The organism is Streptomyces sp. NPDC090499, assembly GCF_044769305.1.
Classification (GTDB): Bacteria; Actinomycetota; Actinomycetes; order Streptomycetales; family Streptomycetaceae; genus Streptomyces.
In genome coordinates, this window is the sequence record NZ_JBIVXP010000012.1 from 157430 (window position 1) to 183698 (window position 26269).

The window sequence follows — 26269 nt, forward strand, 5'->3', positions numbered from 1 at the left end:
GGTCACGAGCCTATCGGCCCGGACCGACATCCTCGGCGGGCGGTTCGTCACACTCGGCTTGCCCGACAACCCGTCCGGCAGCTTGTCCGACGATCAGCCTTTCCAGCGCGGCCCGGTCCGGCAGACCGTCCAGTCGTTCGACCTCACCGGTGCGCACGTGCACGAACGCGGCCGTGACCGACTCGGGCGGCACGCCCTGCTGCTCGGCCCAGCCGATCCGGTAGATCGCCAACTGGAGCGGGTCGGCGGGGCGGACGCGGCTGGTCTTCCAGTCGACGATCTCGTACGTCGTCCGGTACGTCGCCCCGTCGCCGTGGTCCGTGCGGTAGACGGCGTCGATACGGCCTCGGACGACCCGGCCGGCGAGGGAGAGCTGGAAGGGGGCCTCGACGCGGTACGGCGTGCGGTGAGCGTACTCGGTGCGTTCGAAGGCCTCCTTGAGGGCTTCGAGGTCGCGTTCGTCGGCGATCTCGGCGTCGCTGCCGGGCAGCTCGTCGGGCTCCAGCATGGGCAGCGTGAGCTCCTCGAAGCGGGCCTCCACCCAGGCGTGGAAGCGGGTGCCCCGGCGTGCGGCCGGCTGCGGGGGGCGCGGCATGGGGCGCGCGAGTTCCTGTGCGAGCCCGTCCGGGTCCTCGGCCAGCCGCATCAGCTGGGTCGCGGAGAGCGCGGCGGGCAGGGGGACGTCGGTGACGGTCCGGCGGGCACGCAGCAGCTCTCCGGTGAGCGCGTCGAGGTCGCGGTCCCAGGAGGCGATGGTGCGGGCCTCCTCGGGGGTGAGGGGGGCTTCTTCGGGGACGGGGAGGATGGGCTCGGGTTCCCGAGCGCTTTCCCGGGCGCCTTCCCGGGCGCCTTCCCGGGCGCTGTCGCGATACGGCGTGCGCGGGGGCGTGCGCTCGGCGGGCATGGTCTCGGGCAGGGCCTGGTGCGGGACCACGGGCACGGCCTGGTGCGGGACCACGGGGCGGTCGGTGCTCCAGGAGTCCCAGTCGGCGGAGTCCGGGGCCGGGGGACCGTCCTCGTAGGGGTCGGGATCCTCGTCCTCGGGCGGCGGGGGCCAGTCCGGGTCCTCGACGGCGGCAGGGCCGTGGCCGTCGGGAGTGCCTGCGCCGGTTCCCGCCGTGAGGGCGTCCAGGTGGGCGAGGACGGTCTCGGCGGCCGCGCGGCGGCGGGTCAGGGCGGCCGTGTCCAGCGGCAGCGGCCAGACCTGGTCGGCGCCCGCCGTGTGCAGGGCCGGGTTCTCCTCGTCCTCCTCCGGTTCGTCGGCCCAGGCCTCGATCTCGCCGTGCCCGGCGGTGCAGTGCCCGTACAGGGCCTGGAGGAAGTCGGAGGGACCGCGCGGCTTCTTCTGGCTGGGGCCCCACCAGTGGCCGGAGCCGAGGAGCAGGGACCGGGGGCGGGTGAAGGTGACGTAGCCGAGGCGGAGTTCCTCGGTGTGCTGGTGGTCCTTCATGGCCTCGTGGAAGGCCTTCATGCCCCGCGAGTCCCAGGCCTCGACGTCGGGCAGGGTGGCGCTGTCGCCGCGCAGGGCGTGCGGGAGCACCTTGGCCTGGGCGGTCCACTTCTCGCGGCCCTGGCTGCTCGGAAAGGTGCCCCTGACCAGTCCGGGGACGGCGACGACGTCCCACTCCAGGCCCTTGGACTTGTGCGCGGTGAGCACCTTGACGGTGTTCTCGCCGCCGGGCAGGGCGTTGTCGAGGCCCTTCTCGTACTGGGCGGCGGTGCGCAGGAAGGCGAGGAAGGCGAGCAGGGTCGCCTCCTGGTCGCCGGCCGCGAAGGAGGCGGCGACGTCCAGGAAGTTCGACAGGGTCTCGCGGCGGCGGGCGGCCAGCGCGTGCGGGGACGCTGACAGCTCCACCTCCAGGCCGGTGACGGCGAGGACGCGGTGCAGGACGTCCATCAGCGGGTCGGACAGGGAGCGGCGCAGCTCGCGCAGCTCGGTGGCGAGGCGGGCGAAGCGCACGCGCGCGTCCGGCGAGAACGGCAGCCCGTCGTCCCCCTGGCCGGGCCGGTCGCCGTCGAACGGCAGCTCCAGGAACGTGTCCAGGGCGTCCGCGAGCGATATCACCTCGGCGGGGTCGACCCCCTCCACGGCCTCGGCGAGCCTGCGGTCCGGGTCGTCGGCCTCGCCCACGCGCGCGTGGGACACCAGCAGCCGCGCACGGCGGCCGAGGAGGGCGAGGTCGCGGGGGCCGATGCGCCAGCGCGGGCCGGTCAGCAGCCGGACCAGGGAGGCGTTGGCGCCCGGGTCCTGGAGCACCTCGCAGACGGCGACGAGGTCGGCGACCTCGGGCAGGTGCAGCAGTCCGGAGAGGCCGACCACCTCGACGGGGACGTCGCGGGCGACGAGCGCGCCCTGGATCTCCGCGAAGTCGGTCGCCGTGCGGCACAGGACCGCGATCTCGCCGGGTGCCGTGCCGGTGCGGACGAGGTGGGCGACCGAGTCGGCGATCCAGTCCATCTCCTCGGCGTGGGTGCGCAGCAGAGCGCAGCGGACCGTGCCGTCCCGCTCGGCGCCGGGGGCGGGGCGCAGTGCTTCCACGCCCGCGTGCAGGGCGCGCAGCGGCTCGGCGAGGCCGTTGGCGAGGTCGAGGAGGCGGCCGCCGCTGCGGCGGTTCTCGCTGAGCGCCTGGCGGGTGGCGGGGCGGCCGTCGGCGTGCGCGAAATGCTCGGGGAAGTCGTCCAGGTTGGCGACGGAGGCGCCGCGCCAGCCGTAGATGGCCTGGCAGGGGTCGCCGACCGCGGTCACGGGGTGGCCGGTGCCGGCGCCGAACAGGCCCGCGAGAAGCACGCGTTGGGCGACCGAGGTGTCCTGGTACTCGTCGAGGAGCACGACCCGGAACTCGTCGCGCAGCACCCTGCCCACCTCGGCGATGCCGGCCAGCGACGCGGACAGCGCGATCTGGTCACCGAAGTCGAGCAGGTCCCGCTCCCGCTTGGCGGCCCGGTAGCGGACGACCAGCTCGGCCAGTTCGCGGCGCGCGGCGGCCGCCTCGGGGACCTTGCGCAGGTCGGCATTGCCGAGCCTGACGCCCGCCAGGGTGTTCAGCAGCCCGGCGTCCCAGGCCCGCAGGTCCTCGGGGCGTACCAGGTGTTCGGCGAGCTCGGAGTCGAGGGTGAGCAGGTCGCTGACCAGGTCGGCGAAGGACCGGGTGAGCGCCGGGTAGGGGCCGGGGGCCTCGCGCAGCACGCGCGCGGCGAGCTGGTAGCGGGTGGCGTCGGCGAGCAGCCGGGAGGCCGGCTCCAGGCCGATGCGCAGGCCGTGGTCGGTCAGCAGCCGGCCCGCGAAGGCGTGGTACGTGGAGATGACGGGCTCGCCGGGCGGGTTGTCCGGGTCGATGACGTCGGGGTCGGTGACGCCGGCCCTGACGAGCGCCTTGCGGACGCGTTCGGCGAGTTCACCGGCCGCCTTGTTGGTGAAGGTCAGGCCGAGGACCTGCTCCGGGGCCACCTGCCCGGTGCCGACCAGCCAGACCACGCGGGCCGCCATCACCGTCGTCTTGCCCGACCCGGCCCCGGCCACGATCACCTGCGGGGCGGGCGGCGCGACGATGCAGCCCGTCTGCTCCGGGGTGAACGGGATGCCGAGGAGCTCCTTGAGCTGCTCGGGGTCGGTGATACGGGCGGGCATGAGGAAAGAGGCTAGCGGCGGCCACTGACAATCGATAAAACGGCGCTGCCGCTGACACGGCGGCGCTCACTCCACCACGTGCCGCCCCTCCGGCCGCGCGCTGCACGAGGCGCGGAAGGCGCAGTGGGTGCAGTGCTGGCCGGTGGTCGGCGCGAACCGTTCGTCGAGGACCTTGCCGGCGGCGGAGGCCAGCAGTTCTCCGACCCACTCCCCCTCCAGCGGTTCCTGCGCCTGCACCTTGGGCAGGGTCTCGCCGCCGTCCCGCTGGGCGGCGCCCTGCCGGAGATGGACCAGTTCGGCGCCGCCCGGCTCCGGCCGTACCCCGTCGAAGGCCTCGTCGACGGCGCCCTCGCGGACCGCGAGCTGGTAGACGGCGAGCTGGGGGTGCCGGGCCACCTCGGCCGCGCTGGGTGCCTGTTTGCCGGTCTTGAAGTCGACGACGTACGCGCGTCCCTCGCCGTCCGCCTCCACCCGGTCCATCTGACCGCGGATGCGTACCTCGTAGTCGCCCGCCTCCAGGGTGACGTCGAAGTCCTGCTCGCTGACGACCGGGGTGCGCGCGGTGCGGTCCAGGACGTGCCACTTCAGGAAGCGTTCGAGCGCCACGCGCGCGTTGTCCTTCTCCTGTGCCGACTTCCAGGGCGCGTCGAAGGCGAGCGCGTTCCACACCGAGTCCAGCCGTTCCATGAGGACGGCGAGGTCGGCGGGGGTGCGCCCGGAGGCGACCTCGTCGGCGAGGACGTGCACGACGTTGCCGAACCCCTGGGCGGTGGTGGCGGGCGCGTCGGCCTTCACCTCGCGGCCCAGGAACCACTGCAGGCTGCAGGTGTTGGCGAGCTGGTCGAGGGCGCTGCCGGAGAGCACCACGGGCTGGTCGCGGTCGCGCAGCGGCACCTTGCTCTCGGTCGGCTCGAACATGCCCCACCAGCGGTAGGGGTGGGCGGACGGCACCAGCGGGCGGCCGTCCTCGTCGGCGAGGGCGGCCAGCCGGGCCAGGCGGCGGGCGGCGGCCTCCCGCAGGGCGTCGGATACGCGCGGGTCGACGGTGGTAGCGCGCAGCTCGGCGACCAGGGCGGCCACGGCGAGCGGGCGGCGGGGGCGCCCGGTGACGTCCTGGGGTTCGGCGCCCAGTTCGGTGAGGAACCGGGAGGGCTGGTCGCCGTCGTCCGCGGGGGCCTTCACGGCGGTGACGACGAGACGTTCACGCGCGCGCGTGGCGGCGACGTAGAACAGGCGGCGCTCCTCGGCGAGCAGCGCGCCCGGGGTGAGCGGTTCGGCGAGTCCGTCGCGGCCGATGCGGTCGGCCTCCAGGAGCGAGCCGCGGCGGCGCAGGTCGGGCCACAGGCCCTCCTGGACCCCGGCCACCACGACCAGGCGCCACTCCAGGCCCTTGGCGCGGTGCGCGGTCATCAGGCGTACGGCGTCGGGGCGTACCGCGCGGCCGGCGAGGGTGTCGGCAGCGATGTCCTCGGCCTCGATCTCCGCGAGGAAGTTCAGCGCGCCCCGGCCGCCGCTGCGCTCCTCCGCGCGGGCGGCCGTGGCGAACAGCGCGCACACGGCGTCCAGGTCACGGTCGGCGTTGCGGCCGGCCGCGCCGCCGCGCCGGGCGGAGCGCTCCAGGCGGGAGGGCCAGGGCGTGCCGTTCCACAGGACCCACAGCGCCTCCTCGGCCGTACCGCCGCCCGCGAGGCGCTCCCTGGCCTTGCTGAGCAACGCGCCGAGCCGCTGCGCCCCGCGGGCGTACCCGGGGTCGTGCACGGCAAGGCGTTCGGGCTCGGCGAGCGCCCGCGCGAGCAGTTCGTCCGAGGGGGGCGGGAAGGCGTTGCCGGCGGCGCGCTCCTCGTCGCGCAGGGCACGGCCGAGGCGCCGCAGGTCGGCCGCGTCCATGCCGGCGAGGGGCGAGGTGAGCAGGGTGAGCGCGGTCTCGGTGCCGAGCCGGAAGCCGCCCTCTTCCGCATCGGGCACCGCATCGGGCACCGCATCGGCCTCCGCCACTGCCCGCAGCGCCGTCAGCAGCGGCGCCACCGCCGGTTCGTGGCGCAGCGGCACGTCGTCGCCGTCGATGTCCAGGGGCACGCCGGCCGCGGTGAGGGCGCGGCGGATCGTGGGGATGGTGTGCGCCCCGGCGCGCACCAGGACGGCCATGTCGCTCCAGCGGACGCCGTCCTCCAGGTGCGCCCGGCGCAGGATGTCGGCGATGTTGTCCAGCTCGGTGCCGGAGGTCGGGTACGTGTAGACCTCGACGCGGCCGCCGTCCTGCTCGGCGGCCAGCCCGCGGTGCGCGCGCACCTTGTCGGCGGGCAGCCGGGTCAGCGGCATCCGCTGGGTCAGCAGCCGGGTCGCGGCCAACAGGCCGGCCCCGGACCTGCGGGACGTGCGCAGCACCTGCACCGGGGCGGGACGGCCGTCCACGCGCGCGAAGGCGGACGGGAAGTCCAGGATGCCGTTCACGTCGGCGCCGCGGAACGTGTAGATCGACTGGTCCGGGTCGCCGAACGCGACCAGGGTGCGGCCGCCGCCGGCCAGGGCGTGCAGCAGGCGCACCTGGGCCGGGTCGGTGTCCTGGTACTCGTCGACGTACACCGCGTCGTAGCGGCCCGCGAGGTCGAGGGCGACCTCGGGGCGGTGGGCGAGCAGCACCGCGCGGTGGACGAGTTCGGCGTAGTCGAGGACGCCCTGGAGGTCGAGGACGTCGAGGTACTCGGCGAGGAAGGCGGCCGCCGCCCGCCAGTCGGGGCGCCCGATACGGCGGGCGAAGGCGTCCAGGGCGGCCGGGTCCAGGCCCAGTTCGCGGCTGCGGGCGAGGACCGCGCGGACCTCGTCGGCAAAACCCCGGGTGGTGAGGCAGGCGCGCAGCTCGTCGGGCCAGCGCACGTGGTTCAGCCCGAGCCGCTCCAGGTCGGGCTGGCCTGCCAGCAGCTCGCGGACGGCGACATCCTGCTCGGGACCGGACAGCAGCCGCAGCGGGTCCACGAACAGGCCGCTGTCCTGGTGGGCGCGGACCAGGGCGTAGCAGTACGAGTGGAAGGTGGTCGCCCGGGGCGCGCGGGCCGCGCCGACCCGCAGGGCCATGCGGTCGCGCAGCTCGACGGCCGCCTTCCGGCTGAAGGTCAGCACCAGGATCCGCTCGGGGTCCGCGCCGCGGGCGATGCGCGCGGCCACGGACTCCACCAGGGTGGTGGTCTTGCCGGTGCCGGGACCCGCGAGGACGAGCAGCGGGCCGGCTGCGTGGTCAACCACGGCGCGCTGCGCGGCGTCCAGACGAGGGGGATCCACGTCGGCCGGCGGGGTACGGACCAGTCGGTAAGCGCCACGGTTCCCCTGCCGCCCCTGTTGGTGCGGCAGGCGCCTGGTGGAGGAAGAGGAGCTCACGTGGTTCGCCGGTCCTGGTGGGTGTGCTGGTCGGTGCGCGGGCGCGGGGGTGGCCGCGGGGTGAGCGGGACACGCGCAGCCGACGCTACGCCGACGAACCGGACACAAGCAGAGCTTCTGCTTCTTCCCGTCCGCCTCCGCGGGCACGTGCGGCACGCGCGCCGCACATCCCACGAACGTACGTCATGCCACGGACGTCCCCGGTGTCCCTCGTACGGGCCACAGGTTCCCACCGAGGGCCTCCGATGGCGGAAGCTGTCAGATGTGAGCCCCTGCGTCCGCACCGCCGTCCCACCGCGCCCGCTTCATGTCGAGCCGCGGCAGATGGCCCTCCGCGGCCCTGCTCGCCTCCTTCAGCGGGGTCCCCTCGGCACGGTAGTTGTCCAGCGCGCCCAGCTCGTGGCCCGGGAGCAGGACTCCGTCGGCGCGCACCACCCGCCACCAGGGGACGGCACCGCCGTAGAGGGACATCACCCGCCCGACCTGGCGCGGCCCGCCCTCCCGTCGCCCACCACCGCCCTTGCCGGAGAGCGCTTCGCGCTCGCCCCTCTCGTCGTCCAGCCATTCCGCGACGTCGCCGTACGTCATCACGCGTCCGGGCGGGATCCGCTCGGCGACCTCCAGGACCCGCTCGGCGTACTCGGGCAGCTCGTCCGTGTACCCCTCTCGGGCGTCCTCGGGAAGGCTCTGCTCGCTCATTCGCCCCATCCTGCCGCACCCCACCGACAACCGGCGCGGTCCGCGGCGGGCCGCCGCCTCGCCCTCTCGCGGCGCTTGGGGCAGACTGTGCGCCCCCGCATCTGCACCCTGATGCCCCCGGGTGTCGGTGGAGCATGCCACCATCGTGCGGGCGGTGACTGGTGATACGAGATCAAGAAGAGACGACCGAGCAGCAGGGCGTGCACCCCGAGGGCGGGGCGAGCACCTCTGACGCTGCCGCACGCCCGGACGCCCCCGGATCCGGCACCGCGCACCCGGACGACGGGCAGCCGGACGCCGCGGACCCCGGCGCCGTCGAGGCGGAAGCCGAGGCGGAACACGGGTGCGACGAGGCGCACGCCGACGAGGTGGAGGGCGACGAACCGCTGCTCCCCGCGCGCGTGCACCGCCCCTCCGACCTCATGCGGCTCCTGGTCGGTGTGCTGGCCGTCGCCGTGCTGCTCGGCATCGCCGCGTTCGCGCACGGCACCACCTCCGGGCTGGAACAGGACATCAACAAGGGCACCGGACAGGCCCCGGACCTGCTGATCAGGTTCGCGGGGCTGGCCTCCAGCATCGCGATCCTGCTGGTACCGGTGGCGTTCGCGATCGAGCGACTGATCAAGCGGGACGGGCTGCGCATCGCCGACGGCGTGCTCGCGGCCGTCCTCGCGCACGGCGTGACCCTCGCCACCGACCTGTGGGTCGCGCGGGCCGCCCCGGGCTCGATCCAGGAGGCGCTGACCCAGCCCTCCCCCGGTGACATCCACGCCCTCACCGACCCGGTGCACGGCTATCTCGCACCCGTCATCGCCTACATGACGGCGGTCGGCATGTCCCGGCGGCCGAGATGGCGCTCGGTGCTGTGGATCGTGCTGCTGCTCGACGCGTTCTCCATGCTCGTCACCGGCTACACCACACCGTTCTCGATCATCCTCACGGTAATGATCGGCTGGACGGTCGCCTACGGCACGCTGTACGCCGTCGGCTCCCCGAACGTCCGTCCCACCGGACGGACCCTGCTGGCGGGCCTCAGGCACGTCGGCTTCCACCCGGTCGGCGCGGCCCGCGAGGAGGCCCTGGACACCGAGAACGGCGACCGGGGCCGGCGCTACTTCGTCACCCTGGAGGACGGCCCGCCGCTGGACGTCACGGTCGTCGACCGGGAACAGCAGGCCCAGGGCTTCTTCTACCGCGCGTGGCGCAACCTGACGCTGCGCGGCTTCGCCACCCGCTCCAGCCTGCAGTCCCTGCGCCAGGCCCTGGAGCAGGAGGCCCTGCTCGCGTACGCGGCGATCGCGGCCGGCGCCAACGCGCCCAAGCTGATCGCCACCTCCGAGCTGGGCCCCGACGCCGTGATGCTCGTCTACGAGCACACCGGCGGCCGCACCCTCGACTCGCTGGCCGACGAGGAGATCACCGACGAACTGCTGCGCCACACCTGGCACCAGGTACAGGCACTGCAGTCGCGCCGGATCGCGCACCGCAGGCTCGCGGGCGACGCCATCCTGGTGGATCGTTCCGGCACCGTGATCCTCACCGACCTGCGCGGCGGCGAGATCGCGGCCGGTGAACTGCTGCTGCGCATGGACGTCGCCCAGCTCGTCACCACGCTCGGGCTCAGGGTGGGCGCCGAGCGGGCGGTGGCCTCGGCGGTCGGCGTGCTCGGCCCGGACGCCGTCGCCGACTGCCTGCCGATGCTCCAGCCGATCGCGCTCACGCGCTCCACGCGCGCGACGCTGCGCAGACTGGCCAGGGAGCGCGCCCAGCGCGAACGGGACGCGGTCCTGGAGGCGTCCCGGCAGGCCAAGCAGGCCCGCGCCGAGGAGGCAGGGAAGCCCGACAAGAAGACGGTGCGCGCGGAGCAGCGGGCCGAGAAGCGGGCTCTGGACGACGCGCTGGAAGAGGCCCGCGAGGAGGACCTGCTCACCCAGATCCGGCACCAGGTGCTGAAGATCAGGCCGCAGGCGCCCGTGGAGCCGGCCCGCCTGGAGCGGGTGCGGCCGCGTACGCTGATCAGCGTCATCGCCGGCGCGATCGGCGGGTACTACCTGCTGACCCAGCTCACCCACATCGAGTTCGGCCCCCTGGTCGCGAACGCCCAGTGGGGCTGGGTGATCGCCGCGGTGCTGTTCTCGGCGATCAGCTACGTCGCCGCCGCGATGTCGCTGCTCGGGTTCGTGCCGGAGCGGGTGCCGTTCGTGCGGACCGTGGCCGCGCAGCTCGCGGGGTCGTTCGTGAAGATCGTCGCACCCGCCGCGGTCGGCGGTGTCGCCCTCAACACGCGCTTCCTGCAGCGCGCGGGCGTGCGCCCCGGGCTCGCGGTCGCGAGCGTGGGTGCCTCGCAGCTGTTCTCGCTCGGCTGTCACATCCTGATGCTGCTGTCCTTCGGCTATCTGACCGGCACCGAGAAGACCCCGTCGCTGTCCCCGTCCCGCACGGTCATCGCGGGCCTGCTGACCGTCGCGGTGCTGGTCCTCGTGGTGACCTCGGTGCCGTTCCTGCGGAAGTTCGTCAGCACGCGCGTGCGGTCGCTCTTCGCGGGTGTCGTGCCGCGCATGCTGGACGTGCTGCAGCGCCCGCAGAAGCTCGTCACCGGCATCGGCGGCATGCTGCTGCTGACCGCCTGCTTCGTGATGTGCCTGGACGCCTCCATCCGCGCGTTCGGCGACGAGTCGACCTCGCTGAGCATCGCCAGCGTCGCGGTCGTCTTCCTCGCCGGCAACGCGCTCGGCTCCGCGGCACCGACCCCGGGCGGTGTCGGCGCGGTGGAGGCGACCCTGACCGTCGGCCTGATCGCCGTCGGCCTGCCCAAGGAGGTCGCCGCGCCCGCCGTCCTGCTGTACCGGCTGCTGACCCTGTGGCTGCCGGTCCTGCCGGGCTGGCTGGCCTTCAACCACCTCTCCCGCAAGGGCGCGCTCTAGGGTCGTACTCCGCATCCCGCAAGGGCGCGCTCCGGGGTCGTACCTCGGACGGCTCGTGCCCCGCGCGCGTGGCTGTGCGCGACCCCAGGATGGGAGCATGCCGAACCCCTTCCGGATCCGTGTCGCCGCCCTGACCGCCGCCCTGGTGCTGGCCTCCTCGCTGACCGGGTGCAGCGACGGTGCCAAGGACGGGGATCTGGCGGCGCAGAAACTGGACTGGAAGAACTGCCCGGCGCCCGACGAGGCCGAGGGCGGCGGCGACGCGCCGTCACCGCTGCCCAGCGGCGGCACCTGGGAGTGCGCCACCATGAAGGCGCCCCTGGACTGGTCGAAACCGAAGGGCGCCACCATCGGCCTCGCCCTGATCCGGGCCAGGGCCAGCGGCGACGCGAGCAAGCGGATCGGCTCCCTGATCTTCAACTTCGGCGGACCCGGCGGCAGCGGCGTCACCACGCTCCCCGCGTTCGGCACGGACTACGCGGCCCTGCGCACCCGCTACGACCTCGTCAGTTTCGACCCGCGCGGAGTGGGCCGCAGCGACCCCGTCGAGTGCGAGAACGACACCCAGCTCGACAACTACTTCCAGCAGGACGCGACGCCCGACACCAGCGCCGAGCGCGCCCAGCTGATCAGCCGCACCAAGCAGTTCAACGCCGCCTGCGAGAAGAACTCCAAGGCGATCCTGCCGCACGTCCGCACCACCGACGCGGCCCGCGACATGGACCTGATGCGCCAGGTCCTCGGCGACGCGAAGATGCACTACTTCGGCATCTCCTACGGCACCGAACTCGGCGGCGTCTACGCCCACCTGTTCCCGAAGAACGTGGGCCGGGCCGTCTTCGACGGCGTCGTCGACCCCACCCAGGACCCGGAGCAGAGCTCGCTCGGGCAGGCGAACGGCTTCCAGCTCGCACTCGACAACTTCGCCGAGGACTGCACCTCGAAGACGACGGAATGCCCGATCGGCGACACCCCGCAGGACGTGAAGGACCGTATCGCGGGGCTCCTCGCGGACCTCGACAGGAAGCCGATCCCGGGCATCCTGCCCCGCCAGCTCACCCAGTCCGCCGCCACCAACGGCATCGCGCAGTCCCTGTACTCCAAGGACTTCTGGGAGTACCTCACCGAGGGGCTCGAAGAGGCGTACGACGGCGACGGGAAGATCCTGATGCTGCTGTCCGACTCGATGAACGGCCGCAGCGAGAACGGCGAGTACAGCAACATCACCGCGGCGAACATCGCCGTCAACTGCGCCGACGAGAAGCCCCGGTACACCGCCGACTACGTCCAGCAGAAGCTGCCCGAGTTCCGCGCCGCCTCCCCGCTGTTCGGCGACTACCTCGCCTGGGGCATGGTCAGCTGCACCGACTGGGCGGTGCCGGGGGCCGCCGACCACCCCGACGTCAGCGCGCCCGGGGCGGCGCCGATCCTGGTCGTGGGCAACACGGGGGATCCGGCGACGCCGTACGAGGGTGCGAAGAAGATGGTCGACGCGCTCGGGAAGGGCGTCGGGGTCGAACTGACCTACAAGGGGCAGGGACACGGGGCGTACGACAGCAAGAACAAGTGCGTGCAGGGGGCCGTGAACGGCTATCTGCTGGAGGGGACGGTGCCGAGGGCGGGCTCGGTCTGCACGTAGGTCCCCACGTCGGCGGGGGCTGGTCGCGTACTTCCCCGTGTCCCCAAGAGGCGCCGTAAACATGCAGGTCAAAAGGTTATCCACAGGCTGAAACGGCCCCCTCCCGATCCGCCTACTATGGCCTGACCGCTCTCCCGCAACGAATGTGCGGAGAGCCCGTGTGGGGGGTGTACGCGCATGTTGCGATATGTACGGTGGGCGGCGGCTGTTGCCGCGGGGCTGCTCGTGGCCGGGTGCAGCAGTGGGTCGTCGGGTGGGGGTGACGACGAGGGGAAGGCCTCGTCCGGGCAGCCGTCGGCCGCCACGGCGACCGCAACAGGCTCGACGGGCTCGACAGCCCTGCCCGCTTCCCTCACCTCCCAGAAGCTCGACTGGGGCCGCTGCAAGGCCACTTCGGACTCCGCAGCGCCCGGGGACACATGGCGGTGCGCGACGCTCAAGGTGCCGTTGGACTGGGCGAAGCCGGACGGGGAGACGATAGGGCTGGCGCTGATCCGGGAGCAGGCGAGCGGCGGGCAGGGGAAGCGGATCGGCTCGCTGCTCTTCAACTTCGGCGGGCCCGGCGGCTCCGGCGTCTCGACGATGCCGTACTTCGCCGGCACCGTCTCCGCGCTGCGCGAGCGGTACGACCTGGTGAGCTGGGACCCGCGCGGGGTGGGGGCCAGCGAGGGGATCCGCTGCCGCAGCGACAAGGACATCCAGCGCGCCGAGTCGGTCGATTCGACTCCGGACACCGCGGCCGAGGAGACGGCGTACTTCCAGGACGCCGCGGACTTCGGCAAGGGCTGCGAGAAGGCCGCCGGCAAGCTCATCGCACATGTCTCGACGACCGACACGGCCCGCGACATGGACCTCATGCGCCAGGTCCTCGGCGACACGAGGATGCACTACTTCGGCATCTCCTACGGCACCGAACTGGGCGGTGTGTACGCCCACCTGTTCCCGAAGAAGGTGGGACGGCTGATCCTGGACGCGGTGGTGGACCCGACGGCCGACTCGGTCGGCCAGGAGAAGAACCAGGCCGCCGGCTTCCAGCGGGCCCTGGACGACTACCTCAAGTCCACCGGCCAGGACCCGGAACAGGGCTCCCGGAAGATCGCCGATCTGCTGAAGCGACTGGACGCCACACCGCTGCCCGCGTCCTCCGGGCGGAAGCTGACGCAGAGCCTCGCGGTCACCGGCATCGTGCTGCCGCTGTACAGCAAGGACAGCTGGCCAACACTGACCAGCGCGCTCAGGGCGGCCGAGGAGGGCGACGGCTCGGAACTGCTGTCGCTCGCGGACCAGTACAACGAGCGTGACTCCTCGGGGCACTACGGCACCACCACGCACTCCCAACGGGTCATATCGTGCCTGGACGACAAGGAGCGGCCGACGCTCGCCGAGACGAAGCAGCGGCTGGCGGAGTTCGAGAAGGTCTCGCCCGTCTTCGGGGACTTCCTGGGCTGGGACTCGGCCGGCTGGTGCCACGACTGGCCGGTGGCCGGGCAGTGGGACACCCCGGACGTGAGCGCACCGGGCGCGGCACCGATCCTGCTGGTCGGCAACACCGGCGACCCGGCCACCCCCTACGAGGGCGCCCGGAGGATGGCCGACGAGCTGGGCAAGGGGGTCGGCGTCGAGCTGACCTGGAAGGGCGAGGGCCACGGCGCGTACGGCAGTGGCAGCGACTGCGTGGACTCGACGGTGAACGCCTACCTGGTCAGCGGCACGGTCCCGAAGGACGGCACGATCTGCTCATGACGAAGGCGGGGGCTTCGGGCACCTGTCGTGCCCGAAGCCCCCGCCCATCGCGGAGCCTGTGCTCAGTGGACCGGCGCTCAGTAGATCGGCTTCGACGGCTCGATCTGGTTGACCCAGCCGATCACGCCGCCGCCGACGTGGACGGCGTCCGCGAAGCCCGCGGACTTCAGGACGGCGAGGACCTCCGCACTGCGGACACCCGTCTTGCAGTGCAGGACGATCTTCTTGTCCTGGGGCAGGCCTTCCAGGGCGGTGCCGAGGAGGAACTCGTTCTTCGGGATCAACTTGGCGCCCGGGATGGAGACGATCTCGTACTCGTTCGGCTCGCGGACGTCGATGATCTCGATGTTCTCGCCGTCGTCGATCCACTCCTTGAGCTGCTTGGGAGTGATCGTCGAGCCGGCGGCCGCCTGCTGGGCCTCCTCGGAGACGACGCCGCAGAAGGCCTCGTAGTCGATGAGCTCGGTGACGGTGGGGTTCTCGCCGCAGACCGCGCAGTTCGGGTCCTTGCGGACCTTGACCTGGCGGTACTGCATCTCCAGGGCGTCGTAGATCATCAGACGGCCGACGAGGGGCTCACCGGTGCCGGTGAGGACCTTGATGGCCTCGGTGACCTGGATGGAGCCGATGGACGCGCACAGCACGCCCAGGACGCCGCCCTCGGCGCAGGAGGGGACCATGCCCGGCGGCGGGGGCTCCGGGTAGAGGCAGCGGTAGCAGGGGCCGTACTCGGACCAGAAGACCGAGGCCTGGCCGTCGAAACGGTAGATGGAGCCCCACACGTAGGGCTTGTTCAGCAGCACGCAGGCGTCGTTCACCAGGTAGCGGGTGGCGAAGTTGTCGGTGCCGTCGACGATCAGGTCGTACTGGCTGAAGATGTCCATCACGTTCTCGGCCTCGAGCCGCTCTTCGTGAAGGATCACGTCCACGTACGGGTTGATGCCCTTGACCGTGTCACGGGCGGACTCGGCCTTGGAACGGCCGATGTCGGCCTGGCTGTGGATGATCTGGCGCTGCAGGTTCGACTCGTCGACCTCGTCGAACTCCACGATGCCCAGGGTGCCGACGCCCGCGGCGGCCAGGTACATCAGCGCCGGCGAGCCCAGGCCGCCGGCGCCCACACAGAGCACCTTGGCGTTCTTCAGCCGCTTCTGCCCGTCCATCCCGACGTCGGGGATGATCAGGTGGCGGGAGTACCTGCGGACCTCGTCTACGGTGAGCTCAGAGGCTGGCTCGACCAGGGGTGGCAGCGACACGGGGACTCCGTTGGTCGGTCTATCACTACGGTTGTTCTCCCTGTAACACTGCCACGGGCTTCTTCATTCCGAGACACCTGTTCCGATCCGCGAGACGAATTCGTCCCAGTAGCCGGGCATCGCCTCCCAGGGATCCGCCCGGCCCCAGCGATCGGTGCGGTCGGTGAAGTAGATCGTGGCGGCACCCTGCCAGCGGGCGACGCGCAGCGCCTCGTCGAGGTGGCCGAGGGGTATGCCGTGCACGAAGTGGCAGAAGCGGTCGGGCGGGTAGTCGGCGGTCCACTCGGCGACCTGGGACCAGCGGTAGTCGCTCCAGGGCCCGGCGAAGGTCACCAGTTGGTCGGCGTTCTCGGCGTAACCCGGGTGGGGGTGAGTGCCGTGACCGAGGACTATGTGGAGTCCGTCACCGATGGCGCGGAGCGCCGCGACCGTGCGGCGGATCTCGGGGAGCGCGGAGCGCTCGGTGGGGCAGCGGTCGAGCAGGAAGCCGTCGACGCGGTACCAGTCGTGGAAGTGGCGGGCATCGGTCAGCAGGTCGCCGTGCGGGCGGGCGCCGTAGGCGGTGTCCAGGTGGCCGAGGACGCGGACGCCCGCGTTGCGGAGCCGGCCGGCCGCCTCCAGGCAGTGCGGGTCGGGGAGGCTGCCGGGGCCGTTCGCCACGTCGAGGACGACCCAGTGCAGGGGTGTGCCGGGGCGGGTGAGTTCGGCCCACTGGGCGGGGGCGAGCAGGGGGTGGGCGTAGCCGGGGACGCCGACGGCGGTGCGGACGCCGTTGGTCACGGCGCCCGCCCTGGTGCTGCTCAGATGCGGCACGCCGCCTCCATCCAGATGTCCGCGAGGGACTCCTCGAGGTTGATGCGGGGGCGCCAGCCGAGCCGGTCGCGGGCGCAGCGCACGTCGGCCTGCTGCCAGCTGCCGCAGCCGTCCGGGTACGGGTACGCGACCGGGCCCGCGTGCTCGCCGTCCATCCGGGGGTGGCCGATGGCGCCGCGCAGCGGCCCCGGCGGGCCGTCCAGTTCGTGCAGGGCGCCGCCGTATCCGGCGACCCGGGCGAGGACGGCGGCGGCGTCGCGGAGCCGGACGGCACGGCCGGAGCCGATGTTGATGACGCCCTGGGCGGCGGAGAGCGAAGCCGCGTGGACGGCACGGGCGACGTCGCGTACGTCGACGAAGTCGCGCTGGGCGCCGAGGCCGCCGAGTTTGAGCTCACCGTCCCCGGACTGCATGGCGCGGCGCATCGCCTCGGCGAGGCGGCCGAGCGGTGAGCCGGCCGGGGTGCCGGGACCGGCGGGCGAGAAGACGCGCAGGACGACGGCGTCGAGGCCGGAACCGAGGACGAGTTCGGTGGCGGCGAGCTTGCTGACGCCGTACGGGCCGCCTGGGCGGGGCACGGCGTCCTCGGCGGTGGAGGAGCCGGGCTGGCTCGGACCGTACTCGGCGCTGCAGCCGACCTGCACCAGGCGGGCGCCGCAGCCGCTGCGGCGCAGGGCCTCGCAGACGGTGGCTACGGCGACGGTGTTGTGCCGGGTGAGCTCCCGGGCGCCGCCGCGGGTGGCACCGGCGCAGTTCACGATGACGCCCGGGTGGACGGCGTCGAGGAAGCGGGTGAGCGCGCCGGGGCTGCCGGTGGCGAGGTCGAAGCGGACGTCGGCGTCGTCGCCGCGGCCGAGCGCGGTGAGCTGGACGGCCGGGTCGGCGAGCAGCCGGTCGGCGACGAAGCGGCCGAGGTATCCGTTGGCTCCGATCAGCAGAACCCTCATCGCGCGGCTCCCGGGGTGTGTGCTCCGGCGACTCCGGTGGTTCCGGCGCTTCCGGTGGTTCCGGACGCTCCGGGTCCGGGTCGGGAGGTGGTCATCTGGTGGTCTCCTTCAAGGGGTGGTGCGGTCGCCTCAGGCGGCGTGCCGGGGGCCCGCCGCCGGGACGGCTCGGCGAGGCGTGCGAGGTGGTCGGCGGCTCTGCTCACTCCGGGTCTCCCGTCGGCGCGTGGGCCGAGGCCCGGGTCAGGGTGCCGGTCGCCCGGACCAGCAGCGCGAGCGCGGCGGCGCCGCAGGCGAGGGCCGGGATGCCGCCCGCGCCCCAGGCGTCGACCAGGTGGTCGACAGGGGCGGCCAGGAAGGCGCAGCCGGGCAGCCGGCCGGCCAGGACGAGGGCCAGGGCCGCCGCTTCCGTGGCGGCCGCGGCGGCGAGGGCGGGGCCCTGCGGGACGTTGTGGACGGCGAGGAGGCGGGCGAGCAGCAGGAGGGCGCCGAGAGCGAGGGCCGCCGGGTAGCCCGCGGGTTCGCCCAGGGCGGCGCCGCACAGGGCGAGCAGGGCGGTGAGGGCGCCGAGGAAGAGGGCGAACGTGCCGAGCAGCAGCGGCTGTACGGCCCCGGTGAACTCCTCCAGGCCCCGGCTGGCCGCGAGCCTGCGGCGGGCGCCCGCGGTGAGGAGGTGGGCGCTCCAGGCAGCCGGTGCGCAGGCCAGGGTGAGGGCGAGGACGGGAGCCGTGGTCACGGGCCAGGGGCCGGTGGCCGCGCCGGTCGGGAGGCCGTCGGGGCCGCCGTCCACGACGGCCCGCAGCAGGCCGTCGCCGAGCAGGGCGTAGGCAAGGAGCCAGCAGGTCCACGCACGGGTGCCGGTAGTGGTGCGCCAGGCCGGGGTCCGGGCCGCTGCGGCCAGGGGGCCGCGGCGCAGGACCGGGCGTACGGCCAAGGCCACGGCGAGCACGCCGACGGCTGCCGCCAGGAGGCGGGGGCGGCCCTCGGTCAGCCGTACGGCGGTCACGGCCGCCGCGCACACGGCGCCCGGGAGGAGGGTGAGCAGCGCCCGGTCGGCGCGCACGCGGGGCGTGGGTGCCGGTCCGGGGTACGGGCGGGGGTCCTCGTCGCGGGGGACGCGCGCGTAGAGCTCTTCCGCGAGGGAGAAGACGTCACGGTGCCGGAAGCGGGAGGCGGTGCGGTCGGTGACGCCGTGTGCTTCGAGGCCGGCCGCGATCTCCAGCGGGTCCACGGCCCGTTCGCAGAGTGCGCGGTGCCGGTGCATCAGCGCCTTCACCGGGTCGGCGGCGCCTCGGCGGGGTGTGGTTCTGCGGCCGCCGACGGTGTCCCGCGCTGCGGCCGGGCCGCCCAGGGGGATCCCGTCGGACGCCGGTGCCGCGCCCGCGGGGAAGACGTGCCCCGGGCCGACCTCCTCGGCCTCCAGGAGCCACCCCTGCGATCGTGCGTCCCAGGCGTCGGCCGCGCCGGGCCGTCCGGGCCGGTCCAGCTCTCCCGGGCCGCCGTTCACCGTGCCGTCCTCGTCGCCGTTCACAGCGCCCCCTCGGTGGCCGTGCGCGGGGTGGCCCGTACGGGGGTGGGCCGCATGGCGGTGCCCAGGGCCCAGCCCGGTACGGCGCGATGGGCGACGCGGGCCGTGGGGCCGGTCCAGCGGCCCGGTACGCGGGCCTCGGCCGGGAAGGCGAACGGCAGGGGCTCGCCCGACCGGTCGAGAACGACCCGGCGTACCGGGCAGTGCGAGACGATCTCCAGGTAAATGCCGTGAAATGCCGCGATGTTCTGCTCGACGGTGAACAGTTCGAGCGCTCGGGCGCGCGCGGCGGCTCCGAGGCGCTCGCGGCGCTCGGGGTCGCGGAGCAGCGCCACGCACGCCTCCGCGAGCGCCCGGGGATTGCGCGGGGGCACGACGAGCCCGGTGCCGCCGATGGCCTCCACCACGGCACCGACGTCCGTGGAGACGGTCGCCCGGCCGCAGAACATCGCCTCGACGAGTCCCGCCGGGAAGCCCTCGACGACGCTGGACAGGACGACGATCGCGCCGGACGCGTAGGCGTCGGCGAGGGTCGGTGCCTCGGGTCCGCCCATCTCGTCGAAGGAGACCGGGTTGTCGCCGACGGCGTGCACGCCGTCGGCCTCGTCGGGGAAGAGCTGCGCGGCGAGCGCCCTGCAGTGCCCCAGATAGGCCTCGCCCTCCGGCCCCGCCGGGGCGCCCACGACCCGCAGCCGCGCCTTGGGTTCCTCCTTGCGGACCTCGGCGAAGGCGTGCAGCAGCGACACCAGGTCCTTGGCCGGCTCGATCCGGCCGACCCACACGAGCGTGTCCGGTTCCGCGCGGTCCGGGGCCTCGCCCACCTCGGTGAAGCGGGCGGCCTCCATGCCGGGATGCACGGTGCGGATGCGGGCGCGGTCGGCGCCGCAGCGCTCCTGCCAGCGCCGGGTGTGCGCATTGCCCGGCGTGATGATCACCGCGCGGCGGTAGACCTCGGCGGCGAGCCGGCCGTGGAAGGCGGCGAGCAGCGCGCGTACGGCGGGGGTGGCCGTGTCGGGGCCGGTGGCGAGGTAGTGCGAGCGCAGCTGCACGCCGTACTCGGTGACCAGCAGCGGTACACCGGAGAAGTGCTGGGCGAGCAGGCCGGCCAGGGCGGCCGGGCCGCCGGCGGTGGCATGGCAGAGGTCGGCCGCGCCGAGGCCGTCGTCGCCGTACCAGTCCAGGGAAAGGGGGCGCAGGGCGCGTTCGAGGTGTGCGGCGACGGTGAGCAGATCGGGCACGCGGGCCGCGCGCGCCGTACCGAGGGCGCCGGGTGCGCGACAGGCGCGCTCCAAGGTGCGCAGGGCGGTGTCGGAGCGGAGCGCGGCGGCCAGGCCGCCCTCGTCACGGGCGAGTTCGGCGAGTCCGTGGAGCGCATTGCCGAAACGGTCCGCCAGAGAACCGGGCACAGCACCCGCGCCGCCGGGCCCGTCCAAGCCGCCCGATCCGCCTGCGCCGCCCGGCCCGTTCAAGCCGCCTGCGCCGCCCATGCCGCCCGTGCTGTCCGTGTCGGCCGCGGCCGGACCGGCGCACAGCACCCCCACGAACTCGCCGTAGCTCTCGGCGAAGCGCCGGCGCGTGCGCCGTCCGTACGTGATGCCGTCCTCGTCGGCGGTCCACAGCGGAGCCGTCCGGACCCTGCTGACGTGCGGCGGCAGCGGCAGCCAGCCCTCGTCCTCCTGGCGCCGGGTGCGGCTGAGCGCGTAGAGGTCGAACTCGTGCTGCCCGAGCCCGCGCACGAGCCGGTCGCACCAGAGTCTGGCGTCACCGCTCACATACGGATAACCACCCTCCGTAAGCAGTCCGATGCGCACGTGTGCACCCCCGATCGATCTCCCGTATGGGGAGCCACCGTGGCTCGGTGGCTCGCAGCGGGACGAAGGTATGCGGACAAGACGGTGGCGCGACGGACGGTTGTCCATCGCGCCACCAAAAGGGGTGAACGGTCGTAACTTTCCCGTGCGGGTCGCGTTCTGTCGCGCTAGGCGACCATGCGACGGCGGAACGTCACGCCCGGATCCGTACGCGGGTCTCGCCGTGGACCCGCGTGCGGATCTGCGGAAACGTCACGCCGACGCCAGTTCCCGGCGCGCCGCCCGCCGCCGGGCCGCGGCCTCGGGGTCGAGCGCCGGCACGGCGGCCAGCAACTGTCGGGTGTACGGGTCCCGGGGATTGTCGTAGACCTCGTCGGCCGGCCCGGTCTCGACGATCCGGCCGCGCCGCATGACCGCGACCCGGTCGCTCACCTGGCGCACGACGGCGAGGTCGTGGGCGACGAAGACGAGCGCGAGCCCGAGTTCGCGCTGGAGTTCACCGAGCAGGGCGACGACCTGGGCCTGGGTGGTGACGTCCAGCGCGGAGACCGGCTCGTCGCAGACGATGACCCGCGGGTCGGCCGCGAGCGCCCGCGCGATGCCCACGCGCTGGCGCTGGCCGCCGCTGAACTCGTGCGGATAGCGCTGGTAGTGCGCCGCTTCGAGCCCCACGCGCACCAGCAGTTCGATCACGCGCCCCCGGATGCGCCCCTCGTCCCGTTCGCCCCGCGCGCGCAGCGGGTCGGCGATCGACTCGCCCACGCTGCGCCGCGGGTTGAGGGACGACACCGGGTCCTGGAACACCATCTGGACGGCCGGGTCCACGCCCACGCGTGCGTGGCCGTCGTGCCGGACCTCCCCCGCCGTCGGGTCCAACAGCCCGACCAGCATCCGGCCGAGGGTGGTCTTGCCGCTGCCGCTCTCGCCGACGACGCCCAGGGTCTCGCCCCGGCGCACGGCCAGCGACACGTCGTCCACGGCCGTGACCGCCCGCTTCCCGCGCCCGAACTCGCGGCGCAGGCCGGTCGCCTCCAGGACGACCTCCTCGGACACCTGTGAGGGCGCCCGCACTGCGTCCACGCGCGGCACGGCGGAGAGCAGTTCCCGGGTGTACGGCTCGGCGGGCGCGCCGAGCACAGCCGCGACCGGCCCGTCTTCCACCACGCGCCCGTGCCGCATGACGAGCACCCGGTCGACGCTCTCGGCGGCGACGCCCACGTCGTGGGTGACCAGCAGCAGGCCCATGCCGGTCTCCTCGCGCAGGGTGTGCAGCAGGTCGAGGATCTGGGCCTGCACGGTCACGTCGAGGGCGGTGGTGGGCTCGTCCGCGATGAGCAGTTCGGGCTCGCAGGCGAGCGCCATGGCGATCAGCGCGCGCTGCCGCATGCCGCCGCTGAACTCGTGCGGGCGGGACCGGGACCGGCGCCGGGCGTCCGGGATGCCGACCCGGTCGAGCACCTCCACGGCACGCGCGCGTGCGGCGCGCCGTGACACGCGGGTGTGCACGCGGTACACCTCGGCGATCTGGTCGCCGATCGCGTAGTACGGGTCGAGGGACGACAGCGGGTCCTGGAAGACCATCGCCGCCTTCGTGCCGCGCAGCCTGCGCAGTTCGCCGTCGGAGGCGGCCTGTACGTCGGTACCTGCGACCTCGACCGAACCGCCGAGCCGCGCCCCCGTACCGTGATGCAGGCCCAGCAGGGCCGCGGCGACCGTGGACTTGCCGGAGCCGGACTCGCCGACCAGGGCGAGGGCGGCGCCGCCCTCCAGGGTGAACGACAGCCCGTCCACGGCGCGCAGGTCGCCGAAGTCGACGGTCAGATCGCTGACTCGGACGAGACTCACGTCAGTACCACCCGTCGGTCGGCCACCGCGTACAGCACGTCCGCGACGGCGTTGGCCAGCACCACGAAGAAGCCGACGACCAGGACCATGCCGACGACGACGGGCAGGTCGACCACGCTGACGGCGTGGACGAGCTCCTGGCCGAGGCCGGGCAGGCCGAACAGTGTCTCCGTGAGCACGGCTCCGCCGACGGCCGAGCCGAAGTTGTTGGCGTTCAGCGCGATGACCGGCGCGAGCGCCCCGCGCAGGGCGTGCCGGCCGACGATCGAGCGCTCGCCGACGCCGTACGCGCGGAAGGTCCGGATGTGGTCCTCGGCCAGGGTCTCCAGCATCGACGCCCGGGTCATCCGGGCGAACGCCGCGGACTCGATGAGGGCGAGGGAGAACCAGGGCAGCAGCAGGTTCCACGCCCACTGCTCGGGATCGTCGGTGAACTTCACGTACTGCGGGAAGGGCAGCAGTTGCAGTTCGCCGCAGACGACGATCATCAGGACCAGGCCGATGACGAAGACCGGCGTGGCCCAGCCCGCGAGCGTCAGGCCGGTCAGCACCCGCTCGGTGAGCCGGCCGCGCCGCCAGACGGAGAGCACGCCCGTGCCGACGCCCAGGGCCAGCCACAGCACCATCGCGCCGCACACCAGCGAGAGGCTGACCGGGAGCCGGGTCAGGATGATGCTCAGGACCTGCTGGTCGGTCTGGTAGGACAGGCCGAGGCAGGGTGCGGAGCAGTGCGCCACGGAGGTGCCGGTGGAGTAGTCCTGGCCGACGACCAGGCCTTCCAGGAAGTGCCAGTAACGCACGTACAGGGGGTCGTCGAGGTGCAGTTGCTGGGCGACCTGGTGCACCTGTTCCGGGGAGCAGCGCGGGCCGCAGGTGATCTGGGCGACGTTGCCGGGGGTGACGTAGAAGACGACGTAGACGAGCACCGAGATGGCGAGCAGGGTCGCCACGGTGCCGATGGTGCGGCGAAGTAGGAAGCCACCGAAGCCGTTCACGCGGATTCCCCCTTCGTCTTCGCCGTCCCCGTCCCCGTCGCCGTCGTCTGCGTCGCTGCCGTCGCCGTCACGGCCGCGCGCCTGCGGCCGGTGCCGACGCCGAGCCGGGAGGCGGCGCGCGGGTCCAGGGCGGTGCGGACGCCGTCGCCCAGGACGGTCAGCGCGAGGACGGTCACGAACAGCGAGCCGGCCGGCAGGAGCAGGTACTGCGGGGCCGCCTGGTACCAGACGTCGGCGGCGGTGAGCATCTGGCCCCAGGAGGGTGTCGGCGGCTTCACTCCGACGCCGAGGAAGGACAGGGCCGCCTCGGTGCTGATGTTGACCGGGATGAGGATCGAGGCGTATGTGATGACCGGCGCGGCCAGGCCGGGCAGTAGTTCGCGGCGGGCGATGCGCCAGGCACCCCAGCCGCTGAGCCGTGCGGCGGCGACGTAGTCGAGCCCCTTCAGGGTGAGTGTCTGGGCGCGCACGATCTTCGCGATCGTGCCCCAGGCGATGAACCCGATGACGAGGGTGACCAGGACGGGCCGGGGGAAGCTCTGCGGCACGATCGCGAGGAGTGCCAGCGACATGATCATCAGGGGCAGCGCGACGATGATGTCCGTGACCCGGCTCAACACTTGATCAATCCATCCACCGCCGAGCGCGGCCGCCACGCCGACGACCAGCCCGAGGAGGACCTGGATCACGGTCGCCGAGAACGCAACGCCCAGGGACACCCGCGCCCCGTACACCAGCCGTGCGAACAGGTCCCGCCCGGTCTGCGGCTCGACGCCCAGCCAGTGGTCGGCGGAGACGCCGCCGAGGGAGCCGACCGGCACACCGCCGCGCGCGGAGTCGATGAGGGCGGGGTGGTAGGTGAACGGGTCCTGGCCCTCCAGCGCGGTGAGCAGCGGCGCGGCGAGCGCGACCAGGACGAGCAGCGCGACGACGCCGGCCGCGACCGCGGCGGCCCGCTGCGCGCGCAGCCGCCGCCAGAACTGACGAGCCCCCGAAGCCCCCGAGGCGAGCGCCTCGGGGGCCTGGGTGGCGACAAATGCCTCGCTCACGGTGCTACTTCACCGCGACCTGGGAGATGTCCAGGACGCCGGTCCAGTCGCTGATCACGACGTTCTTGATGTCCTTGCCGACCAGTCGCTTGTAGACCGGGTGGAACAGCGGCACGGTCAGGGCCTGTGCGCCGATCTTCTTGTCCAGTGCACCCCACCGCTTGGCGGCCGCGTCAAGATCGGTCAACTTGTTGATCGCGTCAATCTCTGCGTTGACCGAAGCATCGTTGAGCTGGGAGGCGTTGAAGTTCGCACCGTCCTTGACGATCTGCCGGCCGTCGAAGATCGGAGCGAGGAAGGGACCGCCGGAGGGCCAGTCGGCACCCCACGCGGCGAGGAAGAAGCCCGGCTCGGTCTTCACACTGTGGACCGTGTCGGAGTAGTTGTTGTCCTCCAGGCCCTGGAGCTTGACCGTGATGCCGGCCTTCTTGAGGGCGTCCTGGATCGCGGTCGCGATCTCGGGGCTCGTCTTGAAGTTGTCGGCGTTGTCGTGGGTCAGCGTGACGGTGAGCCCGTTCGGGTAACCGGCTTCCTTCAGCAGTTCCTTGGCCTTGGCCGCGTTGCCGGTGTCACCCGCCGGGAAGTTGTCGTACGGCGTGTAGCCGAAGGACTTCTGGTTCGGCAGGAAGGTGGTCGCGGGCTCGGCGAGGGCGCTGCCGCCCGCCGCGTTGATCACGGACGACCGGTCGACGGCGTACGAGATGGCCTGCCGCACCTTGGGGTTGTCGAACGGCTTGACCTTCGGGTTGAACGCTATGTAGTTCGTGTATCCGAAGTGGCCGGTGCCGACGCGCGCGGCGAGTTCCTTGTCGCCGGTGACCTTGGCGAGTTCGGCCGGGCCGAGGTTGGTGTCCGTCGTCACGGCGGCCGCGTCCGTCCCCTGGGACGCCGACAGCCGCTGGTTGATCACGGACGAGTCCAGCCCGGACTGCACGTCGATCTTGTCGGGGTACGCCTTGCGCTGGTCGTCGACGGAGGCGGACCAGTACTTGTTGCGCTCCAGGACCAGGTGCTCGCCGTCGTTCTCGTTCTTGACGACCTTGTACGGGCCGGACGAGACCGGGTGCTCCTCGTACTTGGTACCGGTGTCCTTCGCCTTCGGGACCGGCGTGAACTGCGTCTGCGTGGCCAGGAACGGGAACTCGCCCTCGGGCTTGTTCAGGTGGAAGACGATCGTGCGGTCGTCCGGCGTCTCGATCGCCGAGAGCCCCTTCTTGTCCTTGTACGGCCCCTGGTAGTCGGCGGCGCCGGCCAGCCAGTCCCGCAGGTAGGGCGCGCCGCCGGAGAGCTCGGGGGCGAAGGAGCGCTCGATGCCGTACTTGATGTCGGCGGACGTGATCGGGGTGCCGTCCTCGTACTTGAGGCCCGCCTTCAGGGTGTACGTCCACACGGTCGCGTTCTTGCTGGGGCGCCCGGTGTCGGTGGCCAGGTCGGGGACGACCTTGGTGCCGGCGGCGCCGTCCGCGCGGTTGCGGGTGGTGAGCGTGCGGAAGACCAGGGAGGGCACGTTGCCGCCGCCGGAGGTGTACAGGCGGGCCGGGTCGAAGTCCGACTGGGGGTCGGAGTTCAGGACGGTGAGCGTGCCGCCCTGGTGCGGCGTGGAGTCGCCACCGGAGCCGTTGGCATCGTTGTCCTTCGGCCCGCAGGCGGCGGCGCCCGCTGCCACGACAAGGGCAAGCGAAACGTACGCCGCGCGGGCGTTGGTCACGGACGGGTGACGCATCGGAATGACGACCTCTCGGAAGGCGAGTCTCGATTGGCGAGACAGATTGACGAGGAGTGAGACGGAAGTGAGCAGACGTCTGCCCGGCGTCAGGTCGTCGAAAGAGCCGTGACCCAGGTCACGGCAGCAGAGAGAAGTCGCGACGCGAACGCCTGAAGGCGGGCGTCAGCGACAGTGGATGTCGGCCACGCAGAGCGCGGTCACGCCGATGAGCGCCAGCTCGATGGCGGCGCGCGCGGAGGCGTGAAGAGACGACATGCCCAGAAATATGTACGACCTTTCTGCGCATGTCAATGTGAT

General features: G+C 73.0%; 16 protein-coding genes. 3 read left to right on the forward strand and 13 right to left on the reverse strand.

The window, feature by feature from the left end:
* Nucleotides 1-10 precede the first annotated feature (10 nt).
* The 3 genes from ACIQVL_RS35605 to ACIQVL_RS35615 all read right to left on the reverse strand — a co-directional run bounded on the left by ACIQVL_RS35605 (nucleotide 11) and on the right by ACIQVL_RS35615 (nucleotide 7699).
* Nucleotides 11-3628: a UvrD-helicase domain-containing protein gene (locus ACIQVL_RS35605; RefSeq protein WP_403477380.1), complete on the reverse strand. Its 3618-nt coding sequence runs from the start codon at nucleotides 3626-3628 to the stop codon at nucleotides 11-13.
* Between the two features lie 66 nt (nucleotides 3629-3694).
* Nucleotides 3695-7000 (reverse strand): ATP-dependent helicase, encoded by a 3306-nt coding sequence (locus ACIQVL_RS35610; protein ID WP_403477381.1) that lies wholly within the window; start codon nucleotides 6998-7000, stop codon nucleotides 3695-3697.
* Between the two features lie 258 nt (nucleotides 7001-7258).
* Nucleotides 7259-7699: an MGMT family protein gene (locus ACIQVL_RS35615; protein WP_403477382.1), complete on the reverse strand. Its 441-nt coding sequence runs from the start codon at nucleotides 7697-7699 to the stop codon at nucleotides 7259-7261.
* Nucleotides 7700-7860: 161 nt separating this feature from the next.
* Between ACIQVL_RS35615 and ACIQVL_RS35620 the strand changes: the two genes are divergently transcribed.
* The 3 genes from ACIQVL_RS35620 to ACIQVL_RS35630 all read left to right on the forward strand — a co-directional run bounded on the left by ACIQVL_RS35620 (nucleotide 7861) and on the right by ACIQVL_RS35630 (nucleotide 14005).
* Nucleotides 7861-10623 carry a lysylphosphatidylglycerol synthase domain-containing protein gene (locus tag ACIQVL_RS35620; protein WP_403477383.1) on the forward strand — a complete coding sequence of 921 codons (2763 nt, stop codon included), beginning with the start codon at nucleotides 7861-7863 and terminating at the stop codon, nucleotides 10621-10623.
* 97 nt (nucleotides 10624-10720) lie between these two features.
* Nucleotides 10721-12262, forward strand: coding sequence for an alpha/beta hydrolase (locus ACIQVL_RS35625; protein ID WP_403477384.1), 1542 nt, complete (start codon nucleotides 10721-10723; stop codon nucleotides 12260-12262).
* 177 nt (nucleotides 12263-12439) lie between these two features.
* Nucleotides 12440-14005, forward strand: a complete 1566-nt coding sequence (locus ACIQVL_RS35630; protein ID WP_403477385.1) for an alpha/beta hydrolase — start codon at nucleotides 12440-12442, stop codon at nucleotides 14003-14005.
* Nucleotides 14006-14082: 77 nt separating this feature from the next.
* On the opposite strand, the gene moeZ is transcribed toward ACIQVL_RS35630, so the two are convergent.
* The 10 genes from moeZ to ACIQVL_RS35680 all read right to left on the reverse strand — a co-directional run bounded on the left by moeZ (nucleotide 14083) and on the right by ACIQVL_RS35680 (nucleotide 26227).
* Nucleotides 14083-15261, reverse strand: a complete 1179-nt coding sequence (moeZ, locus tag ACIQVL_RS35635; RefSeq protein WP_403477386.1) for an adenylyltransferase/sulfurtransferase MoeZ — start codon at nucleotides 15259-15261, stop codon at nucleotides 14083-14085.
* Nucleotides 15262-15324: 63 nt separating this feature from the next.
* A complete protein-coding gene (locus tag ACIQVL_RS35640) occupies nucleotides 15325-16074 on the reverse strand; it encodes a spherulation-specific family 4 protein (RefSeq protein ID WP_403439138.1) in 750 nt (249 codons plus the stop codon).
* Nucleotides 16062-17021 carry an NAD-dependent epimerase/dehydratase family protein gene (locus ACIQVL_RS35645; RefSeq protein ID WP_403439140.1) on the reverse strand — a complete coding sequence of 320 codons (960 nt, stop codon included), beginning with the start codon at nucleotides 17019-17021 and terminating at the stop codon, nucleotides 16062-16064. The genes ACIQVL_RS35640 and ACIQVL_RS35645 overlap by 13 nt, the downstream gene beginning before the upstream one ends.
* Nucleotides 17022-17220: 199 nt before the next feature.
* Entirely contained in the window at nucleotides 17221-18294 is a 1074-nt protein-coding gene (locus ACIQVL_RS35650) for a hypothetical protein (protein WP_403477445.1), read from the reverse strand.
* 251 nt (nucleotides 18295-18545) lie between these two features.
* Complete coding sequence (locus tag ACIQVL_RS35655) at nucleotides 18546-20318, reverse strand: glycosyltransferase (protein WP_403477387.1); 1773 nt, start codon at nucleotides 20316-20318, stop codon at nucleotides 18546-18548.
* Between the two features lie 291 nt (nucleotides 20319-20609).
* Nucleotides 20610-22202, reverse strand: a complete 1593-nt coding sequence (locus ACIQVL_RS35660) for a dipeptide ABC transporter ATP-binding protein (RefSeq protein WP_403477388.1) — start codon at nucleotides 22200-22202, stop codon at nucleotides 20610-20612.
* A complete protein-coding gene (locus ACIQVL_RS35665) occupies nucleotides 22199-23197 on the reverse strand; it encodes an ABC transporter permease (RefSeq protein WP_403477389.1) in 999 nt (332 codons plus the stop codon). The genes ACIQVL_RS35660 and ACIQVL_RS35665 overlap by 4 nt, the downstream gene beginning before the upstream one ends.
* Nucleotides 23194-24246: an ABC transporter permease gene (locus tag ACIQVL_RS35670; RefSeq protein ID WP_403477390.1), complete on the reverse strand. Its 1053-nt coding sequence runs from the start codon at nucleotides 24244-24246 to the stop codon at nucleotides 23194-23196. Before ACIQVL_RS35670 ends, ACIQVL_RS35665 begins: the two co-directional genes overlap by 4 nt.
* 4 nt (nucleotides 24247-24250) lie before the next feature.
* Entirely contained in the window at nucleotides 24251-25969 is a 1719-nt protein-coding gene (locus tag ACIQVL_RS35675) for an ABC transporter substrate-binding protein (RefSeq protein ID WP_403477391.1), read from the reverse strand.
* 165 nt (nucleotides 25970-26134) lie between these two features.
* Nucleotides 26135-26227, reverse strand: coding sequence for an Ms4533A family Cys-rich leader peptide (locus ACIQVL_RS35680; RefSeq protein WP_351321593.1), 93 nt, complete (start codon nucleotides 26225-26227; stop codon nucleotides 26135-26137).
* Nucleotides 26228-26269: the final 42 nt, after the last annotated feature.